Origin of the sequence: Saccharomonospora sp. NPDC046836, from assembly GCF_040645195.1 — a bacterium.
In the GTDB taxonomy this organism is placed as follows: Bacteria; Actinomycetota; Actinomycetes; order Mycobacteriales; family Pseudonocardiaceae; genus Prauserella_A.
Map to the genome: position 1 here is coordinate 21687 of NZ_JBEYXW010000046.1, position 17724 is coordinate 39410.

Annotated in this window: 11 protein-coding genes; 5 read left to right on the top strand and 6 right to left on the bottom strand. The window is 72.5% G+C overall.

Translation table 11 applies throughout. The annotated features are described in order from the left end of the window. Positions 1-282 precede the first annotated feature (282 nt). Complete coding sequence (locus ABZ863_RS31595) at positions 283-1284, top strand: AfsR/SARP family transcriptional regulator (RefSeq protein ID WP_128463714.1); 1002 nt, start codon at positions 283-285, stop codon at positions 1282-1284. A 401-nt stretch (positions 1285-1685) separates the two neighbouring features. On the opposite strand, the gene ABZ863_RS31600 is transcribed toward ABZ863_RS31595, so the two are convergent. The 4 genes from ABZ863_RS31600 to ABZ863_RS31615 all read right to left on the bottom strand — a co-directional run bounded on the left by ABZ863_RS31600 (position 1686) and on the right by ABZ863_RS31615 (position 5669). After that, positions 1686-2399 (bottom strand): ScbR family autoregulator-binding transcription factor, encoded by a 714-nt coding sequence (locus tag ABZ863_RS31600; RefSeq protein WP_128463715.1) that lies wholly within the window; start codon positions 2397-2399, stop codon positions 1686-1688. A gap of 16 nt (positions 2400-2415) precedes the next feature. Then, positions 2416-3246, bottom strand: a complete 831-nt coding sequence (locus tag ABZ863_RS31605) for an AfsR/SARP family transcriptional regulator (RefSeq protein ID WP_128463716.1) — start codon at positions 3244-3246, stop codon at positions 2416-2418. A gap of 118 nt (positions 3247-3364) precedes the next feature. Next, on the bottom strand, positions 3365-4042 hold the full coding sequence (locus ABZ863_RS31610; RefSeq protein WP_128463717.1) for a ScbR family autoregulator-binding transcription factor: 678 nt from the start codon (positions 4040-4042) through the stop codon (positions 3365-3367). An 82-nt stretch (positions 4043-4124) separates the two neighbouring features. Beyond that, positions 4125-5669 carry an acyl-CoA carboxylase subunit beta gene (locus ABZ863_RS31615; protein WP_128463039.1) on the bottom strand — a complete coding sequence of 515 codons (1545 nt, stop codon included), beginning with the start codon at positions 5667-5669 and terminating at the stop codon, positions 4125-4127. A gap of 607 nt (positions 5670-6276) precedes the next feature. Between ABZ863_RS31615 and ABZ863_RS31620 the strand changes: the two genes are divergently transcribed. Continuing rightward, positions 6277-7263 (top strand): ScbA/BarX family gamma-butyrolactone biosynthesis protein, encoded by a 987-nt coding sequence (locus tag ABZ863_RS31620; RefSeq protein ID WP_128463040.1) that lies wholly within the window; start codon positions 6277-6279, stop codon positions 7261-7263. Between the two features lie 70 nt (positions 7264-7333). Here the strand turns inward: ABZ863_RS31620 and ABZ863_RS31625 are convergent, their stop codons facing one another. Beyond that, positions 7334-7981, bottom strand: coding sequence for a ScbR family autoregulator-binding transcription factor (locus ABZ863_RS31625; RefSeq protein ID WP_023415578.1), 648 nt, complete (start codon positions 7979-7981; stop codon positions 7334-7336). 343 nt (positions 7982-8324) lie between these two features. Continuing rightward, positions 8325-9017, bottom strand: coding sequence for a hypothetical protein (locus tag ABZ863_RS31630; protein WP_023415577.1), 693 nt, complete (start codon positions 9015-9017; stop codon positions 8325-8327). Between the two features lie 173 nt (positions 9018-9190). Here ABZ863_RS31630 and ABZ863_RS31635 point away from each other — a divergent pair, with 173 nt between their 5' ends. From ABZ863_RS31635 to ABZ863_RS31645, 3 genes are all read left to right on the top strand, one after another. Next, entirely contained in the window at positions 9191-9955 is a 765-nt protein-coding gene (locus ABZ863_RS31635; protein WP_358289495.1) for an SDR family oxidoreductase, read from the top strand. A gap of 205 nt (positions 9956-10160) precedes the next feature. Further along, entirely contained in the window at positions 10161-17195 is a 7035-nt protein-coding gene (locus tag ABZ863_RS31640; protein WP_358543081.1) for an SDR family NAD(P)-dependent oxidoreductase, read from the top strand. Positions 17196-17244: 49 nt separating this feature from the next. Continuing rightward, on the top strand, positions 17245-17724 hold a 480-nt coding region (locus ABZ863_RS31645), incomplete at its 3' end, for a beta-ketoacyl synthase N-terminal-like domain-containing protein (protein WP_358543084.1).

The window sequence follows — 17724 nt, forward strand, 5'->3', positions numbered from 1 at the left end:
CGGGTACGCGCCGCGCTCGCGGATTCTCAGGCGGCGTTCGAGTCACCTTCCACGAGCAGGGCCCGGTGGCGGTGACCACCTGGTGGAAAACGCTTCCACAACCGCTGGAGGCAGCCTCGCGGACTCCGGCTGCGCGAGGCTGCCCCGGCTAACGTCCCGGGCAGACCACCCTTTTCCCTCCACCCCGCCCGCCACCGGAGGACCGGACCGGATCCTGCTTGCGGCCCCCAGCCGCCCAGCCCCCGGCCACGCCGACCGCCGACCGCTCGACGAGGGAGCGCCATGGAACGCGTAAGGCCCACCGTGGCACAGCAGTTCCGGCTGCTGGGAGCGGTGGAACTGCACGACGAGGTGACAGGCACCGGCACGGCACCCTCGGGCTCCAAACAGCGGGCGCTGTTCTGCGCGTTCGCTCTCCACCCCGGCCGGCCGCTCTCCGCCGGCCGGCTCACCGAGGAGCTGTGGGGCGACCGGCCCCCGCACCATGCCGCCAACGCGCTCCAGGCGCACGTGGCCCGGCTGCGCCGCCTGCTGTCCGGGACGGACACGGGCGCGGGCGCCCACGCGTGGATCAGCACGCTGCCGGCCGGGTACCTGCTGCGCTCCGGCTGCGCCACCACCGACATCGAGCAGTTCCACGAGCTCTCCGCGCAGGGCCGTGCCGCGGTCTTCGCCGACCCGCCAGAGGCGGTACGGCTTTTGAGCCACGCACTCGCCCTCTGGCGCGGACCCGCGCTGCAGGACAGCCGGCTGGGCCCGCTGTGCACCAGCGAGGCGGACCGGCTGGAGGAACACCGCCTGACGGCGCTGGAGTCGCTCTACGAGGCGAGCCTGCGCTGCGCCCGGCACCGCCAGATCACCGGCGAGCTGGAGAAACTCACCCTCGACCACCCTCTGCGCGAGCGCTTCTACGACCTGCTCATGGCCGCGCTGCACCGCAGCGGCCGCCAGGCCGAGGCCCTCGGCGTCTACGAGCGGGCCCGGCGACAGCTGGTGGCCGGACTCGGCGTCGAACCCGGCCCGGCACTGCGCGCGCGCATGGAGGCGGTCCTGCACCAGTCGCGCGACCTCTCCACGCCGCCGGGCGCCTTCCCCCGCAGCCGGCCGTCCTCACCGGCCCAGCCACATGAGGTGGGCGAGGAGATCGTGCGCCTGCGACGCCGTGTCCAGGAACTGACCGGCACCCAGGAGCAGCTGATGAGCCGCTACGACGCCCTGGCCGCCCAGCTTCGCCGCAGCTGCCCCCAGGAGGCCGCCGTGACAGCGGCACGCCGTGCCGGCTGACGTCCGGACGCGGGCTCCGGGGCGGACACCGGCCAGGACAGCACAGGACAGCACAGGGCGGCACAGGGCAGGGCAGGACAGGACAGGGCCGCGGCCGCGGGAACGCCGCGGGAGAAAGCCGGGCCAGGGGCAGGAGAGTGCGCCACCGGGCCCGACGGGCACCACGACGGCCGGCCGTTCACCGGCGTCCAGAGCCGCCATCCGGCCGTTCACCGGCGTCCAGAGCCGCCATCGCCCCTGACGCCCAGGGGCTCTCCCGTTGGGGAAAGGCCGGTTCGGGCTCACGACGCCCCGGCGCGCTCCCGTGCCGCCCGCGGTTTCCAGCCCGGGCCGGCCGCCGGAAGGGGCCGGCCCGGCGCCGGCGCGCTGCACGCACGGGCCGGCCGGCTTTCGAGGGGGTGTCACGAGCCGCCGGCAGCTTCTGCGGGCGGGCCCCCGGACCGGGGAAGGGCTGCAGCAGCCGGCGACAGCGGGGGCAGCGGGCGGCTTTCCGGATGAGGGGAGAGGGGGCGGACGTCATAGCGTGCGGTGTGAGGGGCCGGGACGAGGGCGGGCAGCAGGAACGCCCAGAGTGCCGCCACCCTGTCCTCCAGCCGGCCGGGGCCCGGTGCGGCGCCCGGCAAGGACTCCAGTCCGCGGACGACGGCGCAGAGCAGGGTCTCGGGCCCGTCCGCCGCGAGGTGCTCGTGCAGATCACCGGCCTTGCGGGCCCCGGCGACCAGCCGCAGCACCTCGGCCGTCCACGCCTGCCGCAGGCCCGCCGCGCCAGGCCGCCGGCCGGTGCACTCGTCGCCGATGCGGAAGCCGGCCCGGACCACCGGGTCCCCCTGGAGCATCCCGGCCAGCGCGTGCGAGAGATTGATGAGTGCCTGCACCGGAGGCACCCCGGCCGCGCGCTGCCGTTGCCGGAAGTCGGCGAGGGCGGCCCGCGCGTGCTCCTGCACGGCGTCGGCCAGACGCTCCTTGGAGGCGAAGTGGAAGTACAGGGCCCCCTTGGTCATGCCGGCCGCCTCCGCGATCTGTTCCAGGGACGCGCTGGCGTAACCGTTCTGGTCGAACATCCGGGCTCCGGCACAGACCAGTCTGCGCCGCGTCCTCTCCGACCTGGCCTGCATGGCAGCACTCCTTCGCTTACCCGACCCGGCTGAGGTGCTCGGCCCCCGCGGCCGCGGCGGCCGGAACCGGCTCGGGCGCGGTCATGAGGATCGAACGCTGCAGGCGGCGCAGGCCCGCGGACGGTTCGAGCCCCAGTTCGCGCACCAGCGCGTTGCGCAGCCGCTGGTAGGCGTCGAGGGCTTCGCTGCGCCTGCCGGAGCGGTGCAGGGCGAGCATGAACTGGCCGTGCAGGTTCTCGTGGGTGCGGTACCGGCTCACCAGTACCGTCAGTTCCCCCAGCAGCTCCCGGTGGCGGCCGAGCCGGAGGTCCGCCTCGATGCGCTGGTCCAGCGCGCACAGCCGGGTCTCCTCCAGCCGCCGGGTCTCCATCTCCAGCTGGGGCCCGGTCTGCACGTCGGCCAGAGCGCCTCCGTTCCACAGTGCCAGGGCCTGGCCCAGGTGGCGCCCGGCGCCGGCGAAGTCGTCGGCGTCCATGGCCCGGTAGCCCAGCCCGGCCAGCCGCTCGAACTCGCGGACGTCGCTGGTGCCCCCGGAGGTGTTGAGCAGGTATCCGCCCGGCAGGGTGACGAGCACGTCCTTGGCGGTGCGTCCCGCGGCCTTCTCCAGATCGCTTCGCAGAGCCCTCGAGATCAGTTCCCGGAGCTGGAGCACGTACGTCTGGAGCGTGGTGCGGGCACTGCGCGGAGGACGCCCGCCCCAGAGTTCGTCGATCAGCGTTCTCACCGGCACGACCTGGTCGGCCTGGAGGGCCAGCAGCGCGAGTACCTGACGCGGTTTGGGCGCGGTGGGCGTCACCGAGACCCCGTTCTCCCTGACGCTGAGCGCCCCCAGAACGTCGATGTCCATGCCGTCTCCCCTATCCCTGCGCGAGTCGTCCTGACACAGCCTCTTCCTGGCATGGGCCAACTAAAAAGCAGGGCGGACGGTTTGTCAATATCAAACCGACTGGACTGTTTATTCGTGTTCACGCGCCAGACGGGCCCTCAGTCTTCCCGCCCATCCTGTCAAATGGGGGCATTTCGTAGCGACTCTGTGGTCTCTTTCCGGTGGGGAAGAACAGTCCTGCGGGCTGGTCGGTGAGGCGAGGCAGCAGAAGGTCCCAGAAGCCCCGCACGGTGTCCCCCGACAGCCAGGCCCTGTCCTCCCTGCCCATCGACTCGAAGCCCACCGTGGCCGCGACGACGGCGGTCACCACGTCCTCGGCACGGGCACCCGGGGCGATCCACCCCTCTGCCTCGGCCAGGCCGACCATCTCGTCCACCCGCCACCGCCACTCCTGCCGGAGCGAGGAGCCGCCCCCCTCGGCTGGGGCGCCCAGCTCGAAGCCGGCCCGCAGCACGACGTCGTCCGCGAGGCGGCGCACCAGACCGAACGTCGCCTCCACCAGCACCGGCAGCGCGTGCGTGCCCCCTGCCCAGGCCTCCTCGACGACCAGGCGCAGTGTCCGCCGGGCGTGCTCCCCGACGGCTTGCGCCAGAGCCCGCTTGTTCTCGAAGTGGAAGTGCAGGGCACCGTTGCTCACCCCCGCGGAACGGCTGATCGTCGAGAGCGAGGCGGCGACGAAGCCGTCCCTCGCGAAATGCTCCGCCCCTGCGCGGATCAGCGCCTCGCGCGTACGCAGGGCGCGTTCCTGTCTGGCCATCAGCCATCTCCCGGCCGGTGCCCTGCCTCCAGGGCGCCCGGGGCCCTGCGCGACAGGGCCGGCCATGTCGTTCGTCGTCGGTTCACTGGGGCGGGTTGCCGTGCTTGCGGGAGGGCAGGTCGGCGTGTTTGGTGCGGAGCATGGCCAGGGAGTCGATGAGGACCTGGCGGGTCTCGGCGGGGTCGATGACGTCGTCGACCAGGCCGCGTTCGGCGGCGTAGTAGGGGTGCATCAGCTCGGCCTTGTACTCCTTGACCATGCGCGCGCGCATCGCCTCGGGGTCGTCGGCGCCGGCGATCTGGCGGCGGAAGATGACGTTGGCCGCGCCCTCGGCGCCCATCACGGCGATCTCGTTGGTGGGCCAGGCGTAGGTGAGGTCGGCGCCGATGGACTGGGAGTCCATGACGATGTAGGCGCCGCCGTACGCCTTGCGCAGGATCAGCGAGATCCGGGGCACGGTGGCGTTGCAGTACGCGTACAGCAGTTTGGCGCCGTGGCGGATGATGCCGCCGTGCTCCTGGTCGACGCCGGGCAGGAAGCCGGGGACGTCCAGGAGGGTGACGATCGGGATGTTGAAGGCGTCGCACATCTGCACGAACCGCGCGGCCTTCTCGGACGCCTCGATGTCCAGGACTCCGGCCAGGGTCTGGGGCTGGTTGGCGACGATGCCGACGACCTGGCCGTCCAGGCGGGCCAGGGCGCAGATGATGTTGCGGGCCCAGCGTTCGTGGACCTCCAGGCAGTCCCCGTCGTCGACCAGTTCCTCGATGACCTTGGCCATGTCGTAGGGGCGGTTGCCGTCGGCGGGGACGAGGTCGAGGAGGGCGTCGCCGCGCCGGCCGGCCGGGTCGGTGGCCTCGGCGGCGGGCGGGTTCTCCCGGTTGTTCTGCGGGAGGAGGGAGAGGAGGTAGCGGACCTCGGCGAGGCAGGTCTCCTCGTCGTCGTAGGCGAAGTGGCAGACGCCGGAGGTCTCGGCGTGCACGTCCGCGCCGCCCAGACCGTTCTGGCTGATCTCCTCACCGGTGACGGCCCGCACGACGTCGGGTCCGGTGATGAACATCTGCGAGGTCTCGCGGACCATGAAGACGAAGTCGGTCAGCGCCGGGCTGTAGGCGGCGCCGCCCGCGCACGGGCCGAGCATCACGCTGATCTGCGGGATGACCCCGGACGCCTTCGTGTTGCGCTGGAAGATCCCGCCGTACCCGGCCAGCGCCGAGACGCCCTCCTGGATACGGGCGCCGGCGCCGTCGTTGAGGGAGACCAGCGGGGCACCGGCCGCAATCGCCATGTCCATGATCTTGTGGATCTTGGTGGCGTGGGCCTCGCCCAGCGCACCGCCGAAGATCCGGAAGTCGTGCGCGTAGACGAAGACCGTCCGGCCCTCCACCGTGCCCCACCCGGTGATCACACCATCGGTGTGGGGCCTCTTCTGCTCCAGGCCGAAACCGGTCGCCCGGTGCCGGCGCAACTGCTCGACCTCACGGAACGAACCCTCGTCCAGCAGCAGGGCGATCCGCTCACGAGCGGTCAGCTTCCCCTTGGCGTGCTGCGCCGCCGTGGCCTTCTCACCCGGACCCTGCAGAGCGTGCGCGCGGACCTCACGCAGCTCGGCCACTCGTCCACCCATGCCAGCCGTCCTCTCACCCGACCCGGTAGCGGCCGGAGTCACCCTGTGCGGCCCTGCCTCCGCGTGGCCGGGGCCCCGCGCTGCGCGCCCCTCCACATTAATAAACCACGCACGCGGTTTGCCTCTCACGTGGGGTGGCTGACCGGCGGATCTCCAGCCGCCGGCCCCCGACGGCCCGCTTCCGCCCGGCTCCGGGCCTGGGCGCGGAGCGGTTCCGGCGGCACGCTCACGCCCGTTCCGGCCGGCCAGCAGCAGCGCCGTCAGGACGGCGGCCAGCTCCTCCGCGCCGGCCCGGCCACGCTCCACCCGCAGTGCGGGAGTTCCGTACTCCATGCCGCCCCCTCTCCGTCCCGGCCACGGGAAAAGGATCGTCCAGCCGGCTAGAAGCGGACTCCAAGGCGACTGGAGGCGCTGGTCACGCCGCTCGCGGAGAGGCCCGGCGGCCGCACTCCGAGGGGCTCCCCCGGGGTGCACCGCGACGGAATGCGTCCCTCCGGCGCCCCCTCGGCCGGAAGGGCCCGCAACCGCTAGAAATTAAACCGGGCGGTATGTATCTTCGTTCGCGTCAGGCCGTGCTTCTCACCTCTAGCGGCTCAGGGGGAAATCCATGTCCGTCAGCACCGTCCACGCCGAACGTCCCGTAGTCGTCGCGGTCCCGGCGGGGGACCGCTCCGCGGAACCGGTACCTCTCGTCGTGCCCCGCTATCCGGCCTCGCTCACCACCACGGTTCCCAAGGAGTTCGTCCACCGGTCCGGTGTCGCCGAAGTGATGCTCACCCGCTGGGAGCGGGTGGACGACACCCACTTCACCCTCTCCGCCCAGCTGCCGCGCCGGCACAGCTTCTTCTCGACCGTCGAGGGCTGCCACGACCCGCTTCTCGTCGCCGAGACGATCCGCCAGACGGGCATCCTGCTGGCCCACGCCGAGTTCGGCGTCCCCCTCGGCCACCAGTTCCTGATGTGGGACCTCACCGTCGGACTCAGACCCGAGAACCTGCTCGTCCAGGGCACCCCCGCGGCTCTGGACATCTCCGTCACCTGCACGGACGTCAAACGCCGTGGAGCGAACCTGTCCGGGATGCACTACGCGGCCGTGATCCGCCGCGACGGAGAGATCGCCGCGACCGGCTCCGCCACCTTCACCTGCACCTCACCCGCGGTCTACGGCCGCCTGCGGGCCTCGCGCGTGGGCGACGCCGTCATACCGATACCCCTGACGAGCCCCACGGCCCCGCAGGCCGTGGGGCGCCTGTCGCCCACGGACGTCGTCCTTTCCCCCACCCCGGCGCCGGACCGCTGGCAGCTGAGGGTGGACACCGGCCACCCCGTCCTCTTCGACCACCCCGTCGACCACGTCCCGGGAATGGTCCTGCTGGAGGCCGCCCGGCAGGCCGCCGCCGCGTTCCTGGGCCGCCCCTGCCTCCCGGTCAGCCTGACCAGCGAGTTCACCCGCTACGCCGAGCTGAACGCTCCCTGCCTGATCGAGGTGTGCCGCCTGCCCTCCGAGGCCGGCGACAGGCAGAACCTGCTCGTGACCGCACGTCAGGACGGCGCCGTCGTCTTCACCTCCGTCGTCACCACCGCGTCGGCCTGAGCCGCGCCGGGCAGCGCTGCCGGCCGCCGTCACGGCCGGCAGCACTGCCCGGCCCCACCGCCGGCCCCGCTCACGCGGGAGCGGACACCGGCTCCCTCGCCTCACGCACCACGCGGGCGCCCCGGTCCGGACTCACGTCCAGGCGCATCAGGACCGCCGGCGAGGCGACCGAGGGCATCAGATGCTGCAGCAGGACGGACACCCGGTGCTCTATGTCCCTCAACCCGGTCTCCAGCTGCGCGTAGAGCTGCACTCCGTTGAAGGCGCTGACCACCATCTCGGCGACCTCGCGCGGCACCACGTGGGAAAGCGTCTCCCCGCGCGCGTGCGCCTCGGCCGCGATCTCCGCCATCATGTCCACCCACAGCGGCCACGCGCTCCCGTAGTGCCGGCGGCCGATGGGGTCCGCCGAGAGCCGGGCGCCGGCCCTCAGCACCGGTTCGTGCAGCAGCCGGTGCGCCACCGACATGGCGACGTCGATCAGCTCCTGGAGCTTGATGTCCTGCTCGGGCAGCCGCTGGTCGGTCTGTATCTCCAGCACGCCCCGGGCGAGCGCTTCCTTGGAATCGAAATGGAAATAGAGCGCCCCCTTGGTGACGCCCGCGGTCCTGAGGATGTCGGCGACCGTTGCCGCGGTGTAGCCGTGCTCCGCGAAGACCGTGGCGGCAGCCTCCAGCACGGCGCGGCGGGTACGGACCGCTCGTTCTTGCTGGGCCACTGAAATCTCCCTTCGATCAGCCGCGATCCGCTTCCGAGCCGAATCAGGCAAAGAAAAAACCGTCTAGGAGGTACCTTACCTGTCTCCCCCACGTATCCACGAGGCAAGTGGGCCCCGGCGAGAGGTCCCGCCCCCTCCCGCGCTGCGGCGAAAGCGCCCCTCGCCCCGCTCGCGGCGCCGCAATATCACTGGTCGCGACGGGGGTGGACGACAGTGCGGTGCGGCCGCGCCCCGGACCGGCCGGGCGGCCCGGAGCGGCGGCGGCGGCCCGGAAAACAAATCCGGACCACTGGTTTCCGGTTGGTGTGGTCCCCTGCCCGGCACGGCAGGCCCCGCCGCCGGCTCAGACCGTCGCGCCCGCCCGCCGGCCGGACCGGACGGATGCCTCCGCCTCGACGGCCCGCAGCATCCCCTCGTCGATCTCGTCGAGTGAGCCGGCGATGTGCCGCACCCCGGCCTCACGCATGAACGCCCGCTGGTGGCTGTGCTCGAAGGTGCTCGGGTGGCCGATGAACGCCGCCCCGAGCTCCTGCGCCGCCTCGGCCACACGCGCCACGTCGTCGATGAAGAGGGCACGTTCGCAGCCGAGCCCGAAGACGTCCTGGGCGATCTGGCGGACTCCGGGCCGGAAGCCGTCGGTGCAGATGTACCCGGGTCCCTCGAAGTACTGCGCCAGACCCGCGAGGTGACGCTCGAAGTGGTCCCGCCCGAGCCCTCCGTAACAGACCAGGGGTGCGCCGGTGGAACGCAGGCGGTCCAGCAGGCGGCCCGCACCCTCCTGGAGGCGGAGGGGATGCTCCCGGAGGTACTCCTCGCGCTCCTGGAAATACGCCGCCACCACCTTCTCGGCCGGCTCCGGCATCCCCAGCGCCTCGGCGGCCTCGAGCTGGGTCTGGGAAAGCACCGCCCGCTCCAGCTCGCGGGTGTACGTGCCCCCCCGGCGGACCACGAACCGGTGGATCACCGGGCTGAAGGTGTCGTTCAGCAGCACGCCGTCGATGTTCACGGCGATCAGACGAATGTGCCGGAAGGCCATGGGAAACCGCCTCACGTCGGTCGCACGCCGGGAGCGTGCGAGGGCCGGGACGCCTGGGTGGCGAAGCCGAGTGTCTCGCTCGCAGAGCGCAAAGAATAAACCGGGTAGACGGTTTATTCAACGGCTATTGTTCCCCTGCCGGCACACCGCTGACGACGGGAACGGGGAAGCTGTTGAAGGAGCTCAGGAACAAGACCGCTCTGGTGACGGGGGCGGGGCGGGGCATCGGCCGGGCCATCGCCCGGCGGCTGGCCGCCGACGGCGCCCGCGTCGCCGTGCACTACGGCAGCGACGAGACCTCGGCCCGGCGCACCGTAGACCTGATCGCCGGCGCCGGCGGAGATGCCTTCTGCCTGCACGCGCCACTGGGCGTCCACGACGACGTCCGCACGCTGTACGAGCGTTTCGACGCGGGCATGGCCGGCGCGGAGCAGCCCGCCGAGCTGGACATCCTGGTCAACAACGCCGGATTCAACCTCCGCGGAGGTGTCGCCGACGTGACGCCCGAGGAGTTCGACCGGCTGGTCGCGGTGCACGCCAAAGCCCCCTTGTTCCTGGTGCAGCACGGTCTCGGGAGGCTGCGGAAGGGGGGCCGGGTCATCAACATCAGCTCGGCCGCCACCCGGCTGAACCACCCCTCCTCCCTGGCGTACTCCATGGCCAAGAGCGCGCTGGAGGCCCTGACCCGCTCCCTGGCCGCCGAGTTGGGAGAGCGCGGGATCACGGTGAACGCGGTGGCGCCGGGTTTCGTCAAGACGGACCTCAACAGGCACCGGTGGTCGGTGCCGGAGCGCGAAGCGGCCCACGCGGCGCGTTCCGTGCTCGGCCGCATGGGAGAACCCCAGGACATCGCGGACATCGTGGCCTTCCTCGCCTCGGACGGCTCCCGCTGGATCACGGGGCAGTGCATCGACGCCTCCGGCGGGACCGGCCTGTGAGGGCTCGTGCCCCACGACAGCCCGGCCGCGGCCCCGCCGAGCCCCGGACACCGGAGCCGCAGGCCAGGGGCTGCAGGACCGGGCGGCCGGAGGTGCGGCGGCCCGGGAGAGGGTTCCGCACCGGCTCTGCCGTCGTACGAGCTGCCCACGAGCGCACCCCGTCAGGTTGGACTCTCCTCGTGTCCCAAGGGAAGTGGGAGCGCTCGTGAACGTGTCCGATGCCCCTGACCACGCGAACCGTCCTGGAACAGTGCCGTGGGTGATCAGTGGCCGCACGCCCGAGGAGCTGCGGGAGCAGGCGGGACGGCTGGCGCGGTGGGCGCGGGACGGTGCCGGCGTCGACGTGCGCGGCGTCGCGGGGGCGTTGGTGTCCCGCTCGATGTCCGAGCACCGTGCCGTGGTGCTGGGGAGCGGTCCGGGGGCGTTGCCGGCCGGTCTGGGGCAGGTCGAGCGGGGTGTGCCGGGCGCCGGTGTGATCACGGGCGCGGCCACGGTGGCGGGCAAGGTGGCCCTGGTGTTTCCCGGGCAGGGCTCGCAATGGGTGGGCATGGGAAGGGAGTTGTATGCCTCCTCTCCCGTGTTCGCCGCCCGGATCGACGCGTGCGCCAGGGCGCTGGCCCCGTTCGTCGACTGGTCGTTGCCGGACGTGCTGTGCGGGGCGGCCGGGGCCGCGTCCTTGGACCGGGTGGATGTGGTGCAGCCGGCGCTGTGGGCGGTGATGGTGGCGCTGGCAGCGGTGTGGGAGTCCCTGGGTGTGCGCCCGGACGCCGTGGTGGGAGCTTCGAAGGGGGAGATCGCCGCCGCCGTGGTGGCCGGCGCGCTGTCGCTGGAGGACGGGGCGCGTGTGATGGCCCTGCGCAGTCAGGTGGTCCGTGAGCTGTCCGGCCGGGGCGGCATGCTCTCGGTCGCGGCTCCGGTGGCACGGGTGAGGCAGTGGTGCGCCGCCGACGGGGACCGGGCCGCGGTCGCCGCGGTCAACGGGCCGACAGCGGTCGTGGTGACCGGTGAACAGGCCGCGCTGGACGCGCTGGCGGCCAGGTGCGAGGCCGAGGGAGCGCGGGTCCGCCGGATCCCGGTGGACTACGCCTCGCACTCGCCGCAGGTCGACCAGGTCGCCGACCGGATCGGGCGGGAGCTCGCGGGGGTGTCGCCGAGGACCGCCTCGGTGCCCGTGTACTCCACGGTGGAGGCGGCCTGGGTGGACGGCGGCCGGCTGGACGCCGGGTACTGGGTGCGCAACGAGCGCCGGCCGGTGTGTTTCGACCAGGCCGTGCGCGGGCTCCTGGAGGAGGGGTACCGGTTCTTCGTCGAGTGCAGCCCGCACCCGGTGCTGACCATCGGGGTGGAGGAGACCGCCGCGGACACCGGGGTGACCGACGCGGTCGCGACCGGAACGCTGCGCCGGGGCGAGGGCGGCCTCGAGAGCGTTCTGACCTCCGCCGCCGAACTCTTCGTACGAGGTGCGGCCGTCGACTGGAGCGCCGTCACCGGCACCCCGGACACCCCGCTCGGTCTGCCCCAGGTCACGGCAGCGCCGCCACCGAGGTCACGCTGGCGCAGCACCCCTGGCATCGCCGCCCTCGAACTCGTACGGACCCAGGCCGCCGCCGTGCTGCGCCACGCCGCGCCGGAAGCGCTGGATGCCGGCCGCACCTTCCAGGACCTCGGCTTCGACTCCGCCATGGCGGTGGAACTCCGCCGTCGTCTGAACTCCGCCACCTCGCTGAACCTGCCGACGAGCGTGGTGTTCGACCACCCGACGCCACTGGCACTGGCGACGGAGATCGAGTCGAGGACGACGCACGGCGAGAGCTCCGTCGACGACGCCGCGGCACCGGAGCCCGCGGTGACACCACTGGAGGCGGACGACGCCATCGCCATCGTCGGCATGAGCTGCCGCCTGCCCGGAGGAATACGGTCGCCGCGGGATCTGTGGCGCCTGGTCACCGAAGGCACCGACGCCACGGGCAACCATCCGGCCGACCGCGGCTGGGGCACGGAAACGTACCGAGGCGGATTCCTCCACGACGCCGGTGCCTTCGACGCGGCGTTCTTCGGCATCTCGCCGCGTGAGGCGCTGGCGATGGACCCGCAGCAGCGGCTGCTCCTGGAGGGCTCGTGGGAGGCGCTGGAACACGCGGGCATCGACCCCCACGCGCTTCGGGGAAGCCGCAGCGGTGTCTTCGTCGGTGCCATGGCCGGCGACTACGCCCATGACCTCCACCAGACCCCGGAGAGCGCGACCGGCTACCTGCTGACCGGCAGGGCGGCGAGTGTGGCGTCGGGCCGGGTGGCGTACAGCCTGGGTCTTGAGGGGCCTGCGGTGTCGGTGGACACGGCGTGTTCGTCGTCGTTGGTGGCGTTGCATCTGGCGGTGGCCGCGTTGCGCAGGGGTGAGTGTTCGCTGGCGTTGGCGGGTGGGGTGACGGTGATGGCGACGCCGTCGACGTTCGTGGAGTTCGCCCGTCAGCGGGGTCTGGCTCCGGACGGGCGGTGCAAGGCGTTCGGGGCCGGCGCGGACGGGTTCGGTCCGGCCGAGGGTGTGGGTGTGCTGGTGGTGGAGCGGTTGTCGGACGCGGTGCGCAACGGGCATCGGGTGTGGGCGGTGGTGCGGGGTTCGGCGGTGAACCAGGACGGCGCGTCGAACGGGCTGACCGCCCCGAACGGTCCGGCGCAGCAGCGGGTGATCCGCCAGGCGCTGGCGGACGCCGGGGTGCCGGCGGCCGACGTGGACGTCGTGGAGGCACACGGCACGGGAACCACGCTCGGCGACCCGATCGAGGCGCAGGCGTTGCTGGCCACGTACGGAAAGCGGCCGGCCGGCCGGGAGCCTTTGTGGCTGGGGTCGTTGAAGTCGAACATCGGCCATACGCAGGCGGCCGCCGGGGTGGCGGGTGTCATCAAGATGGTGATGGCACTGCAGGAAGGCGTGCTTCCCCGGACCCTGCACGCCGAGCAGCGCTCGCCGCATGTCGACTGGTCCGCGGGCGCGGTGGAGCTGCTGACCGAGGCACGTGACTGGCCGGCAGTGGGCCGGGAGCGCCGGGCGGCGGTGTCGTCGTTCGGGATCAGCGGCACCAACGCGCACGTCGTCCTGGAACAGGCCCCGGAGCAACCGCAGTACCCGGACCCCCGGCCGGCTGCCGACCCGTCTCCCGCCCGCTCGGGTGTGGTGCCGTGGCTGGTCAGCGGCCACACACCCGAGGCGCTTGAGGCGCAGGCCGGCCGGCTCCTGGCCCACCTGAACGGGCAGCCGGACGCCGGCCCCGCAGACGTCGGGCACGCACTGGCGACCGGACGGGCGGCGCTGGAGTACCGAGCGGTGGTGGTGGGCGAAGACCGCCGGGAGCTGCTGGAGGGCCTGGCGGCTCTGGCCGAAGGCGGGACGGCGGCCCACCTCGCCCGGGGCCGGGCACGTGAAGGCGGACGGACCGCGTTCATGTTCACCGGACAAGGAGCTCAGCGGCTGGGCATGGGGCGGGAGCTGCACGCCGGGTTCCCGGCCTTCGCCCGCGCCTTCGACGCCGTGGCCGCCGAACTGGACCGTCATCTGGAGCCGTACGCGGGCAGGCCGCTGCGCGAGATCGCCTGGGGCGAGGACGCCCGCCTGCTGGATCGCACGGTCCACGCCCAAGCCGCGCTGTTCGCCTACGAAGTGGCGCTGTTCCGGCTGCTGGAATCGTGGGACGTCCGGCCGGACTTCGTGACCGGGCACTCGGTCGGCGAGGTGGCCGCCGCACACGTCGCCGGTGTGCTCTCCCTGCCGGACGCCGCCGCCCTGGTCGCCGCCCGGGGCAGGCTGATGGACGAACTGCCCGACGGCGGAGCGATGGTGGCGCTGCAGGCGGCCGAGGACGAGGTCCGGCCGATGCTCACCGGCCAGGTGGGCATCGCCGCCGTCAACGGCCCCGAAGCCGTGGTGCTGTCGGGCGACGAGGACGCCGTACGCGCAGTGGCCGGGCACTGGGAGGCGCGCGGACGCAGGACACGGAAGCTCTCGGTGAGCCACGCGTTCCACTCGCCTCTGATGCGCCCGATGCTCGACGCGTTCCGGCAAACGGCGGAGGGACTGACCTACCACGAGCCCTCACTGCCCATCGTCTCGAACCTGACCGGGACACCGCTCGCGGCGGCGCACGACGCGGCCGAGCACTGGGTGCGGCACATCAGCGAGCCGGTCCGGTTCGCCGACGGCGTGCGGTATCTGAGCGAGCAGGGCGTCACCTGCTTCGTGGAGCTGGGACCCGACGCCGTCCTGAGCGCCATGGCCCAGGACTGTCCCGGGACGAACGGCCGTCTGGTCGTACCGGCCGGCCGCCGGGACCGCCCCGAGCCCGTCGCGCTGAGCATGGCACTCGGCCGGCTGTACGCGGCGGGCACACCGGTCGACTGGCACGCCTTCTACGCCGGATCGGGTGCGAGCCGGACCGAACTGCCGACCTACGCCTTTCAGCACGAGCGGTTCTGGCTGTACCCGGCGTCCCCGGCCGCCGACGTCGAGTCGGCCGGCCTTGAGCAGGTGGTGCATCCGATGCTGGGGGCTGCCCTCGCGCTGGCCGACGGAGCCGTGCTGACCGGCCGGCTGTCCGCCGCGAACCCCCCGTGGACCGCGGCCGGCCGGACCGCGGGCGCTGCCGTGGTGCCGGCCGCGGGACTTGCGGAGATGGCCCTCCGGGCTGGTGTACAGGTCGGCTTCCCCCGGCTGGACGAGCTGCACGTGCAGGCCCCGCTGGTCGTTCCGGCCGACGGCCCGGTGGATGTCCAGGTCCGGGTGCAAGCGGGCGGCGCGCCCGGAAAGCGTCACCTGGAGGTGCTGGCCCGACGTGTGGGGCAGCAGACATGGGACCGGCACGCCGCGGGGATCCTGGCTCCGGCGCGGCCCGTCCCGGACGAGCGGCTGGAGCAGTGGCCCCCGCCGGGCGCGGCCCCGGTGGAGCCCGCCGGGGAACTGGAGCACGGCCCGTCGTCCGGCGGACTGCGGGCGCTGTGGCGCGGAGCGTACGAGGGGGAGGTCTTCGCGCAGACATGCCTGTCCGGGGAAGCTGCCGAAGAAGCCGGCCGGTATCTGCTGCACCCGGGGCTTTTCGAGGCGCTGCTGCACGCCGCGTCCGCTGCTGAACTGCTGCCCGCCTGCGAGGGGGGAGCGCGGCTTCCCCTGTCCTTCTCCGGTGTGGAGATCAGCGCCAAGGGCGCCTGTGAGCTGCGGGTGCGGCTGACGGTGGTGGATGAGGACACGGTGTCCGTGTCGGCGTGGGACGCGGCCGGCGATCCGGTCATGGCCGCCGAGACGGTGACGTTGCGGCCGGTCCCGGACGCGTGGCGGCGGGCGGTTGCGCCGACGGGCCGCGACGTTCTGTTCCGGGTGGGGTGGGAGCCTCGGGAGTCCACCAGATCCACGGCAGTCCAGGCGGTGGACCCCGGGAACCGGCTGGTGGTGCCGGCCGCGGACGGTCTGGCCCAGGCACTGTCCGCCGCGGGTGTGGCGGCCGAGGAGCCACCGGCGGCTGCGATCGTCGAGGGACCGCTGCCGGAGCGGGTGCGGGCCGGCCTCGGGGCGGCGCTCGGCCTGGTGCAGTCGTGGTCGGCCGGCGAACGCCCCTCCGGCGGGCGGTTGGTGCTGGTGACACGAGGGGCGGTGGCCGCCCGGCCGGGAGAGGCCGTGGATCCGGTGCAGGCTGCCGTGTGGGGTCTGGTGCGCTCGGCGCAGACCGAACACCCCGGGACCCTGCAACTGGTCGACGTCGACGACGATCCGGTGTCGTGCGCGGCGGTCGCCGCGGCGATGCGCTCGCCGGAACCGCAGATCGCCCTGCGCGCCGGCGAACTCCACACGCCGCACCTCCTGCAAGCCGGAGCCCCCGGCGGGCACGGCGAGGGGCCGACCGCTGCCGGAACCGCGGCGGAGGACCGATGGCGCACGGCTTCGCTGCTCGTGACGGGCGCGGGCGGGGTCGTGGGCTCGGCACTGGCCCGTAACGCCGTGACGGCCCACGGTGTGGGCCATGTCGTGCTGCTCGGCCGCAGGGGGGAGCGGGCGGCCAGAACAGCCGCCCTGGCGGTGGAACTGCGGGAGCTGGGTGCCCGGGTCACCGTCGAGGCGTGCGACGCCGGCGACCGGGACCAACTGGCGGCAGTGATCGCGCGGATACCGCGGGAGTTTCCCCTGCGCGGGGTGGTGCACGCTGCCGGGGCGGCGGACGACGCCGTCGTCCAGGCGCTCACGCCGGAGCACCTGGAGGCGGTCCTGCGGGCGAAGGCCGATGCCGTGCACCATCTGGACGAGTTGACGCGCGGCCTGGACCTCGCATGGTTCGTGGCCTGCTCATCCGCCGCGGGATGGTGGGGCACGGCGGGGCAGGCGAACTACGCGGCCGCCAACCTCTGCGTCGACGCGCTGATCCAGCGCAGGCGGGCAGCCGGCTTCCCCGCCCTGTCGCTCGCCTGGGGACTGTGGGAGGAACGCAGCGAGATCAGCGGGAACTTGGGACCAACGGATCTGCGCCGCCTGGCCCGTACGGGAATCGTGCCGCTCTCCACCGCCGACGCGCTGGCGGCCTTCGACACCGCACTCGCCCACGACGAGCCCGTACTGCTGCCCGTCCACCTGGACACGCGGAACCTCACGGACAGCGCCAGGGCCCCCGTCACGCCGCTGCTGAAGAAGTACGCGCACGACGACGACCAGGCGAAGGCCGCCCCGCACAGGCCGGCCGGCAGCGCGCTCAGGGACCGCCTGGCGGCCATGACCGATCAGGAGCGGGAGCAGTCGCTGCAGCAGCTGATCCGGGCGCAGACGGCGGCAGCCCTGCACCACGGCACGCCGCATGCCGTGGCCCTCGACCGGGGCTTCCTGGACGCGGGACTGACCTCGCTCACCGCACTGGAACTGCGCAACCGGGTCGGGGAGATGCTCGGCCTCCAGCTGCCCTCGACCACGATCTTCGACCACCCCACTCCGGGTGCGCTGGCGGCCTACCTGTCCACCCGCCTCGCGCCGACCCGCGAGGACGTCCTCACCTCCCTCTACGGGGACATCGGCAAGATCGCCGAACGATTCGAAACCCTCGACGACAAGACCGTACGAACCCAATTGACCCAGCACCTCCAGGAACTGGTCAAGCAGTGGGGGAGCGGTGCGGGCGGCGACTCCGGACCGCAACCTGCGGGCGGTGACGACATCGCATCGGCGAGTGCCGATTCGATGTTCGATCTCATCGACAAGGAATTCGGCACGCTCTGACCGGAATTCAGGCAACGCTTTCATCCACACAATTCGAGGGGAATCAGGCATGAGTGAAAATGAGGAGAAGCTCCTCGAATACCTCAAGCGTGTGACGGCCGACCTGCGTCAGGCCAACCGCCGCCTGCAGGAGGTGGAAGAAGGCGACAGCGAGCCGATCGCGATTGTGGGGATGGGTTGTCGTTTTCCGGGGGGTGTGGGGTCTCCGGAGGCGTTGTGGGGTGTGGTGTCGGGTGGTGTGGATGTGGTGGGTGATTTTCCGGGGGATCGGGGTTGGGATCTGGCGGGGTTGTTCGACGGGGATCCGGACCGGGTGGGGAAGAGTTATGCGCGTGTGGGTGGGTTTTTGGATGATGTGGCGGGTTTTGATGCGGGGTTCTTCGGTGTTTCGCCGCGTGAGGCGTTGGTGATGGATCCGCAGCAGCGGTTGTTGTTGGAGGTGTCGTGGGAGGCGTTGGAGCGTTCGGGTGTTGATCCGCGGTCGTTGAAGGGGGCTGCGGGCGGGGTGTTCGTGGGGACGAACGGGCAG

What these genes read in the sequence shown, in the direction of transcription:
- ABZ863_RS31610 (WP_128463717.1), bottom strand. Translation starts at nt 4,042, where the DNA reads ATGGCCAGACAGGAACGCGCCCTGCGTACGCGCGAGGCGCTGATCCGC.
- ABZ863_RS31595 (WP_128463714.1), top strand. Translation starts at nt 283, where the DNA reads ATGGAACGCGTAAGGCCCACCGTGGCACAGCAGTTCCGGCTGCTGGGA.
- ABZ863_RS31620 (WP_128463040.1), top strand. Translation starts at nt 6,277, where the DNA reads ATGTCCGTCAGCACCGTCCACGCCGAACGTCCCGTAGTCGTCGCGGTC.
- ABZ863_RS31630 (WP_023415577.1), bottom strand. Translation starts at nt 9,017, where the DNA reads ATGGCCTTCCGGCACATTCGTCTGATCGCCGTGAACATCGACGGCGTG.
- ABZ863_RS31615 (WP_128463039.1), bottom strand. Translation starts at nt 5,669, where the DNA reads ATGGGTGGACGAGTGGCCGAGCTGCGTGAGGTCCGCGCGCACGCTCTG.
- ABZ863_RS31605 (WP_128463716.1), bottom strand. Translation starts at nt 3,246, where the DNA reads ATGGACATCGACGTTCTGGGGGCGCTCAGCGTCAGGGAGAACGGGGTC.
- ABZ863_RS31600 (WP_128463715.1), bottom strand. Translation starts at nt 2,399, where the DNA reads ATGCAGGCCAGGTCGGAGAGGACGCGGCGCAGACTGGTCTGTGCCGGA.